Source organism: Streptosporangium sandarakinum (assembly GCF_050942225.1).
Taxonomy (GTDB): domain Bacteria; phylum Actinomycetota; class Actinomycetes; order Streptosporangiales; family Streptosporangiaceae; genus Streptosporangium; species Streptosporangium nondiastaticum.
Genome location: NZ_CP192034.1, coordinates 3,206,723 through 3,222,101, shown reverse-complemented (window position 1 = coordinate 3,222,101; position 15,379 = coordinate 3,206,723). Strand labels below are relative to the sequence as shown.

Annotated in this window: 20 protein-coding genes; 8 read left to right on the top strand and 12 right to left on the bottom strand. The window is 69.6% G+C overall.

Annotated elements, in window-relative coordinates; translation table 11 throughout:
* Window positions 1-414: 414 nt before the first annotated feature.
* Together ACQP10_RS14770 and ACQP10_RS14765 are read left to right on the top strand one after the other, a co-directional pair.
* Window positions 415-1,818: an MFS transporter gene (locus ACQP10_RS14770; protein ID WP_433541548.1), complete on the top strand. Its 1,404-nt coding sequence runs from the start codon at window positions 415-417 to the stop codon at window positions 1,816-1,818.
* Window positions 1,819-1,838: 20 nt separating this feature from the next.
* A complete protein-coding gene (locus ACQP10_RS14765; RefSeq protein WP_433541547.1) occupies window positions 1,839-2,687 on the top strand; it encodes an SDR family oxidoreductase in 849 nt (282 codons plus the stop codon).
* 67 nt (window positions 2,688-2,754) lie between these two features.
* Here ACQP10_RS14765 and ACQP10_RS14760 read toward each other — a convergent pair whose 3' ends face one another.
* The 3 genes from ACQP10_RS14760 to ACQP10_RS14750 form a co-directional block, all read right to left on the bottom strand.
* Entirely contained in the window at window positions 2,755-3,477 is a 723-nt protein-coding gene (locus ACQP10_RS14760; RefSeq protein WP_399500432.1) for a GNAT family N-acetyltransferase, read from the bottom strand.
* Between the two features lie 192 nt (window positions 3,478-3,669).
* Complete coding sequence (locus ACQP10_RS14755; RefSeq protein ID WP_399500433.1) at window positions 3,670-4,506, bottom strand: MBL fold metallo-hydrolase; 837 nt, start codon at window positions 4,504-4,506, stop codon at window positions 3,670-3,672.
* Window positions 4,500-5,075 (bottom strand): dihydrofolate reductase family protein, encoded by a 576-nt coding sequence (locus ACQP10_RS14750; RefSeq protein WP_433541546.1) that lies wholly within the window; start codon window positions 5,073-5,075, stop codon window positions 4,500-4,502. Before ACQP10_RS14750 ends, ACQP10_RS14755 begins: the two co-directional genes overlap by 7 nt.
* 95 nt (window positions 5,076-5,170) lie before the next feature.
* Between ACQP10_RS14750 and ACQP10_RS14745 the strand changes: the two genes are divergently transcribed.
* Window positions 5,171-5,665 carry a winged helix-turn-helix transcriptional regulator gene (locus tag ACQP10_RS14745; RefSeq protein ID WP_346019947.1) on the top strand — a complete coding sequence of 165 codons (495 nt, stop codon included), beginning with the start codon at window positions 5,171-5,173 and terminating at the stop codon, window positions 5,663-5,665.
* Between the two features lie 623 nt (window positions 5,666-6,288).
* Here the strand turns inward: ACQP10_RS14745 and ACQP10_RS14740 are convergent.
* The 3 genes from ACQP10_RS14740 to ACQP10_RS14730 form a co-directional block, all read right to left on the bottom strand.
* Window positions 6,289-6,909 carry a DsbA family oxidoreductase gene (locus tag ACQP10_RS14740; RefSeq protein WP_346019948.1) on the bottom strand — a complete coding sequence of 207 codons (621 nt, stop codon included), beginning with the start codon at window positions 6,907-6,909 and terminating at the stop codon, window positions 6,289-6,291.
* Window positions 6,910-6,924: 15 nt separating this feature from the next.
* On the bottom strand, window positions 6,925-8,403 hold the full coding sequence (locus ACQP10_RS14735) for an MFS transporter (RefSeq protein ID WP_433541545.1): 1,479 nt from the start codon (window positions 8,401-8,403) through the stop codon (window positions 6,925-6,927).
* A 94-nt stretch (window positions 8,404-8,497) separates the two neighbouring features.
* Entirely contained in the window at window positions 8,498-9,481 is a 984-nt protein-coding gene (locus ACQP10_RS14730; RefSeq protein ID WP_399500437.1) for a zinc-binding dehydrogenase, read from the bottom strand.
* A gap of 86 nt (window positions 9,482-9,567) precedes the next feature.
* On the opposite strand from ACQP10_RS14730, the gene ACQP10_RS14725 reads away from it, so the two are divergent.
* The gene (locus tag ACQP10_RS14725) at window positions 9,568-10,251 is read left to right on the top strand and encodes a TetR/AcrR family transcriptional regulator (RefSeq protein WP_346019951.1); all 684 of its coding nucleotides are present in this window, start codon (window positions 9,568-9,570) and stop codon (window positions 10,249-10,251) included.
* 396 nt (window positions 10,252-10,647) lie between these two features.
* On the opposite strand, the gene ACQP10_RS14720 is transcribed toward ACQP10_RS14725, so the two are convergent.
* Complete coding sequence (locus tag ACQP10_RS14720) at window positions 10,648-10,860, bottom strand: DUF397 domain-containing protein (RefSeq protein ID WP_433541544.1); 213 nt, start codon at window positions 10,858-10,860, stop codon at window positions 10,648-10,650.
* Window positions 10,851-11,144: a Scr1 family TA system antitoxin-like transcriptional regulator gene (locus ACQP10_RS14715; protein WP_433541543.1), complete on the bottom strand. Its 294-nt coding sequence runs from the start codon at window positions 11,142-11,144 to the stop codon at window positions 10,851-10,853. Before ACQP10_RS14715 ends, ACQP10_RS14720 begins: the two co-directional genes overlap by 10 nt.
* A 57-nt stretch (window positions 11,145-11,201) precedes the next feature.
* On the opposite strand from ACQP10_RS14715, the gene ACQP10_RS14710 reads away from it, so the two are divergent.
* Window positions 11,202-11,501: a hypothetical protein gene (locus ACQP10_RS14710; protein WP_433541542.1), complete on the top strand. Its 300-nt coding sequence runs from the start codon at window positions 11,202-11,204 to the stop codon at window positions 11,499-11,501.
* A gap of 41 nt (window positions 11,502-11,542) precedes the next feature.
* Complete coding sequence (locus ACQP10_RS14705) at window positions 11,543-11,680, top strand: hypothetical protein (RefSeq protein WP_346019954.1); 138 nt, start codon at window positions 11,543-11,545, stop codon at window positions 11,678-11,680.
* Here the strand turns inward: ACQP10_RS14705 and ACQP10_RS14700 are convergent.
* From ACQP10_RS14700 to ACQP10_RS14690, 3 genes are all read right to left on the bottom strand, one after another.
* Complete coding sequence (locus ACQP10_RS14700) at window positions 11,662-12,048, bottom strand: YbhB/YbcL family Raf kinase inhibitor-like protein (RefSeq protein WP_433541541.1); 387 nt, start codon at window positions 12,046-12,048, stop codon at window positions 11,662-11,664. The two genes, ACQP10_RS14705 and ACQP10_RS14700, sit on opposite strands and share 19 nt — an antisense overlap.
* Window positions 12,049-12,132: 84 nt before the next feature.
* Window positions 12,133-12,714: a DUF6817 domain-containing protein gene (locus ACQP10_RS14695; protein ID WP_433541540.1), complete on the bottom strand. Its 582-nt coding sequence runs from the start codon at window positions 12,712-12,714 to the stop codon at window positions 12,133-12,135.
* Between the two features lie 369 nt (window positions 12,715-13,083).
* The gene (locus ACQP10_RS14690; RefSeq protein WP_433541539.1) at window positions 13,084-13,725 is read right to left on the bottom strand and encodes a LysR family transcriptional regulator; all 642 of its coding nucleotides are present in this window, start codon (window positions 13,723-13,725) and stop codon (window positions 13,084-13,086) included.
* Here ACQP10_RS14690 and ACQP10_RS14685 point away from each other — a divergent pair.
* Window positions 13,621-14,631, top strand: a complete 1,011-nt coding sequence (locus tag ACQP10_RS14685) for a ketopantoate reductase family protein (RefSeq protein ID WP_433541538.1) — start codon at window positions 13,621-13,623, stop codon at window positions 14,629-14,631. The two genes, ACQP10_RS14690 and ACQP10_RS14685, sit on opposite strands and share 105 nt — an antisense overlap.
* Window positions 14,632-14,638: 7 nt before the next feature.
* On the opposite strand, the gene ACQP10_RS14680 is transcribed toward ACQP10_RS14685, so the two are convergent.
* Window positions 14,639-14,767, bottom strand: coding sequence for a hypothetical protein (locus ACQP10_RS14680; RefSeq protein WP_433541537.1), 129 nt, complete (start codon window positions 14,765-14,767; stop codon window positions 14,639-14,641).
* Window positions 14,768-14,905: 138 nt separating this feature from the next.
* Here ACQP10_RS14680 and ACQP10_RS14675 point away from each other — a divergent pair, with 138 nt between their 5' ends.
* Window positions 14,906-15,337 (top strand): ASCH domain-containing protein, encoded by a 432-nt coding sequence (locus ACQP10_RS14675; protein ID WP_433541536.1) that lies wholly within the window; start codon window positions 14,906-14,908, stop codon window positions 15,335-15,337.
* Window positions 15,338-15,379 lie beyond the last annotated feature (42 nt).

Genomic DNA, 15,379 nt, shown 5'->3' with positions numbered 1-15,379 from the left:
ACCCTCTCCCGACCGCCGTGGCCTGACGACCGCCCGACCCGGTGGTCGTTTCCGGCCGCAACACCGGCGACGGTTCGGCGACGGGCTCGGCACGGCCACTCGTCGCGGGCCTGTCGGACGGTGGTTGCACCGCCCCGGCATGGAGTGTTAGCCTCACCGGCGTCCGGTTGATCATCTCCCGGACCGTCTGCGTCCCAGCGATCCATCGGGAGCCTCGAGAACAAACGAACACCATGAAGAACCTTGATCGACAAACCCGCAACCGGGTGGATCAGGGTTGAGAGGGCCGAGTAGGCCGGTTCGCGTCAGGTTCGCACCTGGCCAATTCCATCTCCATCGCCCGTTCAGGGCCGATGTTCTTCTGTTCGTTTGCACGCTCCGCTGGAGCTTGCTTCCCTGATCGCAAGGATCTTCGTGACCTCCCGTTCCTCCGTACCTGCCGTGACCGCGTCGGCTGGTGCCACCGCAGTCGTGGTCCTCCTGATGGCAGCGGTCTTCCTGTCCCTGCTCGACTCGCAGATCGTCGCCACCGCGCTGCCCCGCATCGTCGCCGAGCTTGACGGCTTGGACCGGTTCGCCTGGGTCACCACCGGTTACCTCATCGCCGGCAGCGCCGCAGTTCCCGTCTACGGCAAGCTCGGTGACCTGTACGGCCGCAAGCGCATCTTCCTCATCTCGATCCTGGTCTTCTTGGCCGGCTCGGCCGCTTGCGGCCTGGCCCAGACCATGACGCAACTGATCGCTTTCCGCGTCGTCCAGGGCCTCGGCAGCGGCGGCCTGTTCATCTCGGTCCTGTCCATCCTCGGCGAGATGTTCACTCCTCAGCAGGGCGCCCGCTACTACGGCTGGTTCTCTCTGACCTTCGGCGCCGCGTCCCTGACCGGCCCGACCATCGGCGGCCTGCTCACCGACATGGCCGACTGGCGCTCGACCTTCCTGGTCAACCTGCCCCTCGGCGCACTCGTCGTGGCCGTCATCTCGATCCGGCTGCACCTGCCCGCCCAGCGCGAACGTGCCCGAATCGACTACCTCGGCGTCATCCTCCTGGCCACCGCGATCGTCGCGGTGAACCTGCTCACCACCTGGGCCGGCACCGCCTATGCCTGGACCTCCCCGGTCGCCCTCGGCCTGGCCGCCGCCTGCGTGCTGTCGCCGGTGCTGTTCGTGCTCGCCCAGCGCCGCGCGGCAGACCCGGTCGTCCCCCTGCGCCTGTTCCGCGACCGCACGTTCTCCATCGTCGTGGCGGTCGGCTTCATCGCCGGGTTCCTCGGCCTGGGCATCGTCAACTACCTGGTGCTCTGGCTGCAGGCCGTCCTGTCCCTCAGCATCCAGACCTCCGGCTACCTGCTCACCGCGATGATGCTCGGCGTCGTGCTCACCTCCTACGCCTCCACCAAGCTGATCGCCCGCACCGGCTCCTACCACCGCCATCCCGTCGCGAGCATGGTCCTGTTCGCGCTGACCGGACTACTGTGCGCGGCCATCGACGCCGGCCCGGTGCTCGCGACCGTGTTCCTGCTGCTGTACGGCGTCGCCGGCGGACTCAACTCCCAAGCCCTGAGCCTGGCCGCCCGCAATGCCGCCGGCCGTGACGACATCGGCGCCGTCCAGGGCACCGCCACCATGGCCCGGCAGATGGGCACCGCGCTGGGCACCTCCTTCTTCGCCGCCCTCGTGACCAGCAGGCTTCCGGCCCAGCCTGGCCCGGCCGTCTACGCCGACGCGCTGCACCTGGTCTTCCTCGCCATCATCCCGATCGCGCTGATCGGGCTGGCCCTGTCTCTGTTCCTCCCCGACACCGAGCTCTCCCGTTCCTGAACCCCGAGAAAGGACCTCTCATGTTCCTCATCACCGGTGCCACCGGCACTGTCGGCTCCGAACTCCTCGCCCTGCTCGCCAGCCGGAACATCCCCGTCCGGGCCATGACCCGCGATCCCGCCAAGGCCGCATTCCCCGCCGGCGTCGAGGTCGCCACCGGCGACTTCGACCGGCCCGACAGCCTCGACGCCGCCCTCGACGGCGTCGACAAGGTCTTCGTCCTGCCGCCCGGCTACGGCCCCGACGGCCCCCTCCAGGAACGCAACCTGGCCGCCGCAGCGGCCCGGGCCGGGGTCTCCCACCTGGTCAAGCTGTCCACCAGCGGCGTCACCTTCGACGCCACCGACCCCATCAGCACCGGTCATCGGCTCGGCGAACAGGTCATCGTGCACTCCGGCCTGCCGTGGACGATGCTGCGCCCCGGCACCTTCATGACCTACCTGTACGGCTACGCCCCGACCATCGCCGCCGAGCACACCATGTACGTCACCGAAGGCGACCCCGTCTCCGCGATGATCCATCCCCGCGACATCGCCGCCGTCGCCGCGCACGTCCTCACCACGCCCGGCCACGACGGCCAGGCCTACACCCTCACCGGCGGCCAGGCCCTCTCGCCCCGAGACCAGGCCGACGTCATCGGCCGGATCCTCGGCCGGCCGATCAAACTCATCGAACGCACTCCAGCCGAAACCCAGGCGGAATTCGACCGCCTCGGCTGGTCGGGACCTCGCCTGGAGGCGCTGCTGGAGCTCAAGCGCCAATCGGCCGGCTGGGACCAGAAGATCTTCGACACCGTCGGAAGGCTCACCGGCAAGCCGCCGCTGCCCCTCCGGGACTGGGTCCGCGAGAACATCCACATCTTCCGGTAACGATGAACATCAGGTCCCAGTGCTCGGCTTTCCGTGATGAGTTTCTGTCGTATCTGGGTCATGCCCCCTACACGACCGAGTCCGGCGAGACGATGTCCCAGGTCCCGAATCGGGTCAGGCCGGCCGATCCGGCCACCGCCACCGAGGCGTGGTTGTCGAGCTGGCAGCGGTACTGCGGCTCGTGTCCCCGTGCGAGGGCGTGCCGGGAGATCGCGCGCACGAGGCGCCGGGCGTGCCCCTTGCCCCGGTACGGCGGGAGCGTCAGCACGCCGAGGTCGGCCAGCGGCGCATCGCGCCACGGGTACATGCTCGCCACGCACACCAGGCGCCCGTCTTCGAACGCGCCGTAGACCGCCCAGTGATCCAGCTCGACGGATGCGTCGTCGCGATCCTGTTCCGACGCCGCTTCCTCGAACTGTCCGAACACGCCTGCGTCGGCCTCGGTGAGCGGACGGATCGAGGGGGCGTCCGGTTCGCCGAGCAACGTCTCCCGGGCCTCGTCGGTGAAGTAGAACAGGTTGTCGGCTCCGTGCAGCGAGACGCCTGACTTCTCCAGCCGCTGCCGGAAGCCCGCCTCGTCGACCGGCTGCCCGTCTTCCAGGCCCATCGTCCCGGCGACCGCCGGGGTGAGCAGAACGCGCGTCCTTCCGTCGGCCGTCGTGAGGATGGTGAGCCGTTCGTCCTCGTCGAGGGTGGCGTCGACGAAAACCCTGAAGGCGTCATCACCGTAGAGGAGCCGACTCGTCGGGGAGGAGGTCAGCCAGAAGTCGGTGATGGCGGAAGGGAACATGTCGGGTGCTTTCTGATCGTCGTGGTCAGACGGTTAGGTGATGTGCCCAGGTTGTACTGTCGGACGCCTCGGTGAGGCGTTGCCGGCGGCGGCTCGGCGGCGCCGACCGGTCTCCAGGTGAACCCGTCGCCGACCATGGGCAGTGCGATGGTCGACGGAGCGGTCACCCGGTGAACCTTTCCGGTCACAGCACTAGCGGGGCGTCCCGTCGCGCTCGCTTCTTTGGGCGAGACGCTGGAGTTGATGTTCGTGCACGCCGGCCACCCACTCCCAGCCGGGCTTGGCCGACGGGCCGATCCGCGGGTCGGCGGGGACCTGGCCGTTCCGCAACGCGAGCACGTACGCCCGATCCTGTTCGATCCGTGCCTTCACCTGGTCGGATCCGCCGACGGAACCGTGACCCGGGACGACGACGTCAACGCCGTCCGCCACGCCCTCGATCAGGCCCAGCGCGACGAGGTGGTCCTCGATCGGGTCAGCGGTGCCGTCCAGGTCGAGCATCGGAATCAGGACATCGGAAAGCATGTCACCGGCGACGAGAACCCCGCGCTCCTCGATCAACAGCGCCGCATGGCCCGGCGCATGCGCTTGATGCTCGACGATGCGGACCTGCGGGCCGTCCCAAGGAATCTGCGCCGTCCCGGCGGGCAGACCGGTGATGAGGCCGAGCAGATCCAGCGGTACCTGCCCGGCGATTTCCGTCTCGAGCAGGTGGGCGGCGATGCGGGCCTTCGCTCCCGCGTCCGACAGCTGATCTCGGACAGTGGCCGCGCAGCGCGCCGTGCCGTAACGGGGCGCCTCGCCGAGGCTGGCGTGCCAGAGCAGGTGATCCCAGTCCGGATGTGTGGAAAACCCCGCCGCAACGGGCTGACCCAACCCGCGAACGTCGTTCGCGAGGCAGTCGATCTCGGAGCCGGTCACCCCGGGATCGATGAGCAACACGCCGGCCCGGCCCTGCACCACAACGGCGTTGCTCTGCACGAACTCGCTCTCGTGGACCCACACACCCTCCGCGACCTGCCTCAGCACGAGCTCGCCTCCTTTGCGTCCCGGATGGCGTAGCGATGCATCGTGACGCCCTGTTCGAACGATCGCTGCTCCAGCAGGTCGAGATCGATCGGCAGGTCGTAGTCGTCGAACAGCGGCCGGCCGAAGCCGAGGATCGCGGGATGGGTGAAGAGCAGCAGCTCGTCGAGAAGCCCCGCCCGGAGCAGCTGCGTCGCAAGCGCCGCACCGCCCACACTGATGCCGCCGTCGATCTCGGCCCGCAGGGCGGCGAGCTGCTCGATCGCGTCGTCTCCACCGATGATCCGGGTGTTGTGATCGGCGCTGCGGCGCGTGCGGGAGACGAGCACCTTGGGCTTGGCGGTCCAGATCTCGCCGTACTCACGCATGACATCCGGCAGCGACGCGTCCTCGCGCGCCTTTGGCCAGTACTCCTCCATGACCTCGTAGTAGACCCGGCCGTGGACCATGAGCGCGAGCGCCTGCGTCTGCGCGTTGGCCTCGCGGTGCAGTTCCTCGTCGATGCGCAGCCACTCGCCGGCGCCGTCGTCCCCCGGAACCTGCTCGATCCGCAGGTCGAGGGATACCTGCATCGAGTAAACGAAGCGGCCCATCAGCACCTCTTCCCAAAAGTGATTGCAATATGCAATCACTATATTGGGAGCGAAATACCTGTCAAGGAGGAATCGTGGAACCACGGTCCGGGTGTCCGGTCAACGCCGCCGTCGAGGTGCTCGGAGATCGCTGGTCGTTGCTCGTGCTGCGCGACGTCATCTTCGGCGACCGCCGATACTTCCGCGCGCTGCTCACCGGGTCGGTCGAGGGCATCGCCTCGAACATCCTCGCCGACCGCCTCAAGCGGCTCATCGATGCGGGGCTCCTCACCCGCGGCGCCGCGGCCCGCGGGCAGCGCGCGCGCTTCAGCCTCACCGAAGCCGGCATCCAGACGCTGCCGATCATCTACGCTCTCGGCAACTGGGGCCTCGACTGGCGCCCGGGCAGCGCCGAGCTCCGGAGCCGGCAGCAGCTCATGCGCGACGAGGGCCCGGCGTTCATCGAGGAGCTCATGGACGAGCTCCGCGTCCGCCACCTCGACGCCCCGCCGAAGCCGCACGACGGCCCGGGCGCGTTCGAGCGGCTCAGCGCCGCCTACGCCGCCGCCGAGCAGGAACGAGGCGATTGAGCAGCCGGGGACTTCGCCGCTCCTGGCCGCGTCCCACCCGTGATCACCACGACTTCGGCATCACCGTTGCGCGGGTGGGCCAGGGTCAGGAGGGCCTACCGCCCGGGGCCGGGGCGTCGCCATCGGGAGCGCCGTTCTGGCTATGTCGGTGGGAAGTAGCAGCGTTTGTTGACGGGTTCGGGCAGCGGCTGATGATCAACAGGCGCGGAAATGTTCGTGAGAAGTGACACTGCGGGCGCACCCGGACGTCAGGCGGGTGGCGAAGAAGGGGGCCGAGAGCGCCACCGTGGTCATCAAGGGGCGGGACCAGGATGTCTTCGCCGATCTGGGTGCGGGTCTACGTGGACGGCTCATTCGAACGGGTGGTGCCGCGTACATGCAGATGCTGGGAGAAGAGGTCGCGCCGGGCAGGACCCGGGACAAGATCACCGAAGAGCACGAGCCGTACAACCTGTGTGAGCACTGCCACCGTCACCCGCGGTGGCCTGCGACAACGCTCTACTTTGGGGCTCATCGCGCGGACCCGAGCGGAGGGCCGTCAGGCCAGATGATCGACATGACCGATTATGTGGTGAATTATGCCAGTCTCGCGCCAGTCATGATCACCTGCCGTGGATCCAGGCTCAGCAGCGTGTCGCGCGATCTAGGAGGCTTGCCAGAGCGCCAGGCTCCTGAACGGCCGACACTGGCGGGGCTCCGTCAATGACGAGTGCAGGTACGCCTCGGATTCCCCTCTGGGCGGCGCGGCGTTCATCGGCTCGGACTTCACCGGTGAACGCGTCACCGCTCAGGAGTTCACCTACCTGGGCGAGATCAAGTCCGGCCTCGACGCCGAGCGCTCGGAGAACGTTCGGATCGGCGATGTTGCAGCCTGTGGTGTGGTAACCGTGAAGGAGACGTTCCACAACGGCGTCGGCCAGGCCGCAGGTGGCGGCCAGATGGATCAGGCGGTGAGCATCGAAGGAGTTGACGGGCCGGGCCTGGTGCAGGTTGAGTTCGAGTCCCTCGGCTGCGCCAAGCGCTTGGATATGGGCAACCCGGGCGCTCGCTCGGGCCGGGTCGTTCTGGTGCGTGGCGATCACCTGCGCCGCCGTCAGGCCGGGGATGGGGCTTCCGTCCGGATCGAGTTCGAAGCTGCGCCAGACGACGTTCACATCGTTTCGGCCCTTCAGGGCGGTGGCCAGTCTTCTCTTGCCGATGTAGCACCAGGGGCACAGGACGTCGAAGTAGACCTCGACTTGCATGATCGTTCGGTCCTTTCAGTCGAACGCAGGGGTGGGCGTCGTGCCCTGTTCGGGCTGGCTCGGTGGTGGTGGCGGGGTTGCGCGCCGCAGGGTCGAGGTCAGCAGGGCGAGCGCTATGAGCAGGGGGATCGTGATGAGCGCGTGCACGCCAAGGCTGTGGGCGAACGCGTCCCGGGCGGTCTGGGCCAACGGGATGCCGAGGCTGTCGGGGAGCCGCTGGGCTGCCTGGAGCGCGGCGGGCAACGTCTCACGGGCGGCCTCGGCGACCTTGGCAGGGACGCCGTCGGGTGTATGGCCGATCATGTAGCTGCCGTAGACGCCGGTGGCGATGCTGCCGAGCACTGCGATGCCGAGCGCGCCGCCGAGTTCGGCGCCGGTCTCGGAGATCGCTGAGGCGGCCCCGGCGCGTTCGGGCGGTGCCGCGCCGAGGACCAGGTTGGTGCCCAGCGCCATGAACGGGGTCAGCCCGGCGAAGAGAAGAACGGAGCCGGACACCAGGATGACAGGGTTGCTGTCCACCTGTGTGAGCAGGATGGGACCGATGACGGCGAACGCGGCTCCGGCACTCATGAGGACGACTGGGCGGATTCGGCCGGTGAGGCTGGAGACCACCAGGGCCACGACGGTCCCGGTGACGGCGCTGGGCAGCTGCCACAGGCCGGCCTTCAACGGCGAGAAGCCAAGCACCAGTTGCAGGTATTGCGAAGTGAGCAGGCTGGTTCCGAACAGCACGATCCCCACCAGCACCATGCCTGTGACAGATACGGCGAAGGCGGGGATCCGGAACAATCCCAGGTCCAGGAGCGGGTTGGACAGCCGCCGCTGGCGGCGTACGAATACCGCGCCCATCACCAGGCCCGCGACCAGAACGCCGACGGACGGCAGGGCAAGGCCGCGGACGGCGAGATCCTTGATGCCGTACACGATCGTCAGAGGAGTCAGCAGCGACAGGAGCACACTGGTCGCGTCCAGCCGCCCGGAAACCGAAGCGCGAGATTCAGGGATCAGGAAAGGGCCGGCGACCAGCAGCAGGGCCATGGCCGGAACGGCGAGCAGGAACACCGCGCCCCACCAGTAGTACTGCAGCAGCACACCGCCGACCAGCGGGCCGAGCGCACCGCCGCCCATGAACGCCATCATCCAGATCATGATGGCCAGGGTGCGCTGCCGGCCGTTGGCGAACAGGGCGCGGATCAGGGCCAGTGAGGACGGCGTCAGCGCGGCGGCGGCCGCTCCCTGGACGGCCCGTGCCGCGATGAGCGGGCCGGCGCCGGGGGCGTAGGCGGCGATGACGGATGCGCCGGTGAAGGCGACGGCGCCGGCCAGCAGGATCCGGCGGTGCCCGAGACGGTCGCCGAAGGTACCCATCGTGACCAGCGATCCGGCGACCATGAAACCGTAGATGTCGGTGATCCACAGTAGCTGCGGGCCGTCGGGCTCCAGGCTGGCACTCAGGCTTGGCAGCGCCAGATAGAGCACCGACATGTTCATCATGACCAACACGGCGGGGACGCCCAAGACCGTCAAGGCGATCCACTCCCGGGCTCCGGCTCTGGCAGAGGGCTTGGGGGACATGTGGGTTCTGATCTCAGCCGCGCGCATCGCCGGCGGGGATGAGCAGGGTCTTGCCGGTGGTGGTCCGCGACTCGATCGCCCGATGCGCGGCGGCCGCCGCCTCGAGCGGGAACGTCTGGCCGATGACCGGCCGCAGTTTCCCGTCGGCCGCGAGATTCAGCGCGTCGACGACGAGCGCGCGGACCTGGGCAGGGCTCGGCGCCGCGGTGAGCCCGATGACACCGATGGAGCGGGCCCGGAGCCGGCCTTCGTCGAGTTCGGCGTCGGCACCGCTGGCCATTCCGTAGATGCTCACACGTCCGCCGTCGCGTAGCGCCCCGATCGCCTCGGTGCCGATCCGGCCGCCGACCCCGTCGAAGACGAGGTCGAGTCCGGCGCCGCCGGTCGCCTCCATCACCCGGTCCAGCCAGTCGGGCCGGGAGTAGTCGACATAGGAGGCCGCGCCCAGCGAGGTGACCAGCCCGGCCTTGCCGGCGCCTCGGGCGGCGCCGATCACATGGGCATCCGCGGCGGCGGCGAGTTGCACCAGCAGGCTGCCGACACCCCCTCCCGCGGCCTCCACCAGAACCCGCTCCGACGGCTTGATCTCCGCCTGCCGGTACAGCAGCAGCGCCGTACGCCCATCGGCCAGCAGCGCGACCGCGTCCTTGAGCTCCAGACCCATGGGAACCGGAACCACGTCCTGTGCCCGAGCCAGCGCCAGCTCGGCGTAACCGCCCTCGCCGCCGGTGGTGGTGACCACGACCGTCCCCACCAGGGCCGGGTCCACGTCCGCTCCGACGGCGACGACGCGACCGCCCACGCCGTTGCCGGGCACGCGGGGTAGCGCGGGCCTGCCGAACGGCCCGTCGCCCGAGCGCACCTGGGTCTCGACGAACGTGATGCTCGCGTACGCCACCGCGACGAGCACCTGCCCCGGCCCCGGCACGGGATCTTCGACCTGCCGGATCCGCAGTACCTCCGGCCCTCCGAACTCCTCCATCACCACAGCTCGCATGACACTTCCCCTAAACGGATAGATTCGCTTCGTTTGCGAAAACTATAACGGAGTGAATCGCTTCGCAAGCCGACTACAGTGAGCGCATGGCCCGTAAAGCTCCCCGGCATGCAGAAGCCGAACGCAATGACCACGCCCTCCTGGAGGCCGCCAAGAAGGTCCTGGCCGTGGACGGAGCCCACGCGTCGGTGGCGACGATCGCCGCACGCGCCGGAGTCGGCATCGCCAGCCTCTACCGCCGCTACCGCTCCAAGGACGAGCTCTTCCAGCACCTGTGCGCGCTGTCCCTCGACCAGTGGATTCAGGCCGCCGAACACGGCCTGCGGCATGACGACCCTTGGGAAGGACTCGCTCACTACATCAGCGCCTGCATCGAGTTCAGCGGCGGCTCCCTCGGGCCGCTGGCCGGCACGATCGCCGTCACCGACGAGATGGCCGCCAAGTTCACCAGGTCCGACGAACTGCTGCGAGATCTGGTGGCCCGCGCGCACGCCGCCGGAGTACTCAGACCGGACGCCACGGCCATGGACATCTCGCTACTTATCGAACAACTCGGCAAGTCCCCCCTGATCGAACAACTCGACCGGCAGGACCGTGCCGACCTGATCGACGCAGCCCACAACGCCCGAAAGCGTGTGATCACCATCGCTCTCGACGGCCTACGCCCCGGCCACCCCCAACTGCCTGGGACTACGCCCTCTCCTGCCCTCCTCACCGAACGCTGGGAGCATGCCCACACGGGCACTACGAGGTCGCCAGAACGGCCGTAGACGGCCCTCCGCTCGAGTACGCGCGATGAGCCCCGAAGTAGAGCGTTGTCGCAGGCCACCGCAGGTGACGGCGGCAGTGCCCACCACCGGGTTTCGGTCCGGGCGTTCGGAGGTGAGTCCGGCACTCCCACCGCGATAACAACACGAATCCACCCCGGAAGGTCCCGCCAACCACGCCTTCTACCGCTGCCTCGGGCTGATCGAACACCACGAGCAGGGCCTGTCGGCCTTCGGCCTGCGGGTGCGCGACCCTCGGCGCCTCTAGAGCAGCCCTTGGGCGGGTGCGCGCGGGGCCACAGGCCAGGCCGCCCTCCTTTCGGGGCCGACCCGCCACGGCTGGTGCGGCCGTGACCGGGGAGCCTCCCAGCGCCGGGGGCTCCCCTCATGACTGAGGGATCAGAAGTCGAACTCGCCCTTCTTGGCACCGTCGACGAAGGCGTCCCACACGCTCGCGCTCACCACGAACGGTGCCTTCTCCGGAGCCTCGGTATCACGCAACCCGACCCGCCCACCGGACAACGGAGCCACCTCCAGGCAGTTGCCCTGATTGGACCCGCTCTTGGTGGCCTTGCGCCAGGCGGCGGCCTTCAGCTCGTCGCTCAGCTCCACAGTTTCTCCGCCTCTCTGATCAGGTTCAGGGACACGTGCCGGGGCTGCGCCTCGGCGCGCAGGATGTCGTATCTACTGCGGACAGCATCGACGTCCTCCGGGCGGCTTGTCACGTGCCCGTTGATCGCCGATTGGATATACGCCGCGTCCGAGTCCTCCGGAAGCTGCGCGATCACGAAGCCGCCGAGAATGCCCGTGGTCACCCCCAGCGTCAGGGGAATGATCTGGACGCCGATCCGCGGCGACTCCACCGCCTCCAGAATCGCCTGGATCTGGCGTCGCATGGCTTTCCTGAGGAACGGCAGCGGGAGACGGCGCACGCGGCGGCGCGGAGCGGGCACATGGTCTCCCCCGGAAGCGGTTTCCCGGCCTACTTCCACGACCCCGAAGAGGTCCCGGGCGAGTTCGCCGACGCGGGCCTTCCCGGTGCCGAGCGGTATGGGCTGGAGGGCGCCTTCTGGCTGTACGGCGACGTCGAGGACTGGCTCGACGGCCCGGAACGCCGTCGGCTCCTGCTCGACGCCCAGCGGTCGATGGAGTCGGTGCCCTCGCTCCTGGGGGTCAGCGGCCACCTGCTCACCATCGCCCGGCGACAGCCCGCGCCGGCGGCAAGGCGCTCGGGCTCAAGCCGCTCGCGGTGATCCGGCGCTCGATCGGCGGGAGGAAAGCATCGATCGCCGGCGTGACGACGCGGAAGGACGGCACGTACACGTTCACCGACACGCCCGTCATCGCCGGCAGGTACGGCTACCTCGCGTTGTGGTCGGGGGAGGCCACGGTCGGGCCGGCCAAGGCCACCCATCAGATCATGGTCGAGTGACCTGACGGCCGTGCCCGGCCGTCGGGCCGGGCACGGCCGTCAGCCGCGCCGGAACGTGGGTCGCAGGACACCGCGGGCGATGGTGTGCGCGGTGAGGACGAAGCCCGCGTGTCCGGCGGGGGTGTCCGGGCCAGCGCGAGGTCGTCGGTGTCGAGGGCGTGTACGGCGAACAGGTAGCGGTGGTCCGGATCGGCGGGCGGCGGGCAGGCGCCTGTGTATGCGGCCTGCCCGAAGTCATTGCGCAGATGAAACGCTCCCACCGGCAGCTGTGGGCCGTCGCCGTGTCCGGCGTCGGCGGCCAGGCCGGCGCAGTCGGCGGGAAGGCCGAGCAGTAGCCAGTGCCGCAGGTCGACGCCGGGGCCGCGCATACGGCTGCCTCCTGTCGTGACCTCGGGTGCGAGGAGGAACGGGTGCGGTCCGGCCGTCCGGACCGCGGGAGTCTGCCCCACGGCTTACGCGGCCGGGCCGCGACCGCCAGGCCCCCGCCGTACCGCCTCCCACGCACCTGCGGACAGCAGATGACGGACGGGCTCCAGCACCAGGCGCAGTCCGGCACCGTGGCGGTTCGCCAGCTCCCTGTTGTGCTCGAACACGTCGAGTTCGTTGGCCGCGGTGATCTCCAGGAAGGCCCGCAGGTCCTCGGTGGCGGGATTGTGGTCGGTGCCGGTGAACCGGTCCCTGAAGACCGGCCGCCTGTCGCCGCCGAGGCGCGGATAGGTGGCCCTCCGGTCGCAGCTCGCGTACAGGTACACCAACGCCTCGGCCCGCTCGCCGATCAGCGCGGCCAGGACCGGGCGGTCCCCGAGGCCCATGAGGGACCTGGCGAAGCCGTCGGTCCCGTAGGCCGCGTGGCAGAGGCCGGCGACCTGGATCTCGTGCGAGGCGCCCCAGTCCGCGAGCCGCTGCCTGACCCGGGTCAGATGCTCCAGCAGCGTCCCGCCGGGGTGCGGCAGATCTGCGGCGTCCCGGGAGCGCAGGAAGTCCTCGATGCCGCACCAGTCGGCGGGCGCGGGCACGCTCGGATTCTCAGTCACGTCACGAGTTGTAGTCGTGACGTGAAGCCGGACGCAACACCCACCGACGACCTGCCCGCCGGGGAGCCGGCCTTCGACTTCCGTTCCGGGCGGCTCGGTCTGGCGTTCGTCGCCACGGTCGGCGAGCGCTGGCGCCGGAACGTCGAGCGGCTGCGCGACCCCGCCGATCTGGCCCGCTGGTACCGCGAGGCGGGCCTGCTCGACGAGACTGTCACCGTCACACCGAGTAGCCGGCCCCGACCGATGACGGTCAGCTCCGCCCCTGCGGCGCCGAGCCGGCCGTCGGCTCTCGACCAGGCTCGTCCGCCGCCTGGCGGGTGGCCTGGCAGTGCCGCCGGACCATGTCGGCGAAGGTGCGGGCGAGCGGGGTCAGCGCGTCCCAGCGGCGGACCGCCCAGCCGACCGGGAGCGGCGGCAGGTTCGGCAGCGGCAGGAACCGCAACGGGCCGTCCGGCGCGCCCGCGGAGAGCTGTCCGGGCAGAGCGGGGACGACGGCGTGCCCGACACCGAGCGAAGCCAGCAGGATGGCCGTATCCCAGTCGGTGACGCCGGTGTCGGACGGCCGATGGTCACCCAGGCCAGGTCGACGGTGCCCGCCGCGAGCGCGTCGAAGCAGCTGCGTGTGGCGGTCTCCGTCCGGAACTCCAGGTTCGCCCCGGGGTGCCGCGCCCGGAAGTCGACGACCGCCTCGGACATGAAGTGCCGTACCGTCGTCGCGCCCGTCGTCACGCGGACCGATCCGGCTTCGCCGCGCGCGAGTTCGCCGAGCCGGCGCAGGGCCAGGTCCAGCCCGACGATCCCCTCTCTCGCCGCGGCCTGGAGCACCAGGCCCTCCGGAGTGGGCACCACACCGCGCGCCCTGCGTTCCAGCAGTCGCACCCCGGTCGTCCGTTCCAGCCGCTTGACATGCTGGCTCACCGCGGACTGGGTGCAGGACAGGTCGCGGGCGACGGCACTCAGGCTTCCCGCCTGGCAGACCGCCACGAACACACGCAGGTCGTCGAAGGTCATCGGCACGCAGGATACGGTAGCCCCCTCCCCTACCCAAGCTCTGACTGGGGGATTCATAAGCAACCCCGAGGATTGACTTGCCTGTCGTTCCTCGCCCAGGATCACTGCGGGCCCAGGGCGGCAACCCTGTCCCGCCTTCCCCGCCGCGTCCGGACGCGGCAGGGAAGGCGGGACGGGTGCCGACCCACCGAGCTGAGAGGAACCCACCGTGCCCCATCCCGCATCCGCCGACAGCGCCGGCGTCTCTCCACCGTCCCCTGCGACGGTGGCCGTGCTGCGGCACTTCACCGCATCCCCGCCCACCACCTGGATGGCGGTCTGCTGCTGCCGCTCCTCAACGGCGTCGAGCACGTGGCCGCCCTCCGGGACCGCTATGGCGCGCAGCGCGTGGTCCCGGCCGTGATCCGCGTCGAGTCCACCCGCTCCGCCCCCGGAGTGATCGAGCACGGCAGCCCTTTCACCGAGATCGACCTGGCCGGCCCGCGGGACCGTCTCACTGAACTCGCCGCACTGCTCACCTCCGCCGGCGCCGAGACACGCGTCCTGGCTGACGAGAGCACCGTGCTGTGGGCCAAGCTGGCCTTCCTGGCCCCCTTCGCCCTGCTCACCACCCGCTACCAGCTCCCCATCGGCGATATCCGCACCGAACGACGAGAGGAACTGGCCGCCCTGGTCGAGGAGACCGCCGCGGTCGGCCGTGCCTGCGGAGCGCAGACGGACGCCACCCAGATCCTCGCACGATACGACGCCTTCCCTGCCGGGAGCAGGTCGTCCATGCAGCGGGACGCGAAGGCGGGGCGCCCGCTCGAACTCGATGCGATCGGCGGCGCCCTGCTCCGGGCGGCCGAGCGGCACGGCATTCGAGTGCCACATGTCGCACTCCTCGTGAGGGAGTTGACATGCTGACCTGTCGTCACAGTCCCGGTTTCGGGCCGGCGCGGACGAGTTCGGCGACGGCATGCCGGGCCCGCCGCGGACGCACGGCGGCGTGTTCGGCCTCGGCGATGGCCTCGCAGAGGCCGGTGGCCACGGTGGCCCGCACCGCTCCGGGGATCGGCGGATCGGCCGGCGCCGCAAGGGTGTCGCGGGCCCTGGCCGGGTCCCGGCTCGCCGGGGGTTCCGCGAGCGAGGAGGGCGGTGACTCTTGAGCAACGCGAGCCCGGCTTCCCACTCTCACCCGATGGGACATGACGACCTGCCGGCTCTTGAACTCGCCTTCCCCGGCCCGGAGCGTGACCGTGGTGTGGCGGCGATCCTGAGCGGTCAGAAGACCGCGCTCACCGGCCTCCTGGAGATCTACGAACACGCCGGAGAGGCGGTGCCGATGACCGGCCAGAGATTCTCGGTGCTTGACTCCGAAGGTCTTCCAGCCGTCACGATCGAGCTCGTCGACGTGCGCGTCGTTCCCATGAAGGAGATCGACGACGACTTCGCACGCGCCGAGGGACGCGGCTACTCAGACGTGGCACAGTGGCGGACAGCCCACGAGGAATTCTTCCGAAGCGATGGCGTGAGCGAGTTCCTGAGTCGCACCCCGGTCATCGACGGCGACACTCTCGTCGTTGCCGAACGCTTCCGAGTGGTCGAGCCCGATGACCCGGATGGTGCGTGATCCCCGCCCGACCCGATGGGAGCCGGGGAGGATTGGGCTTGA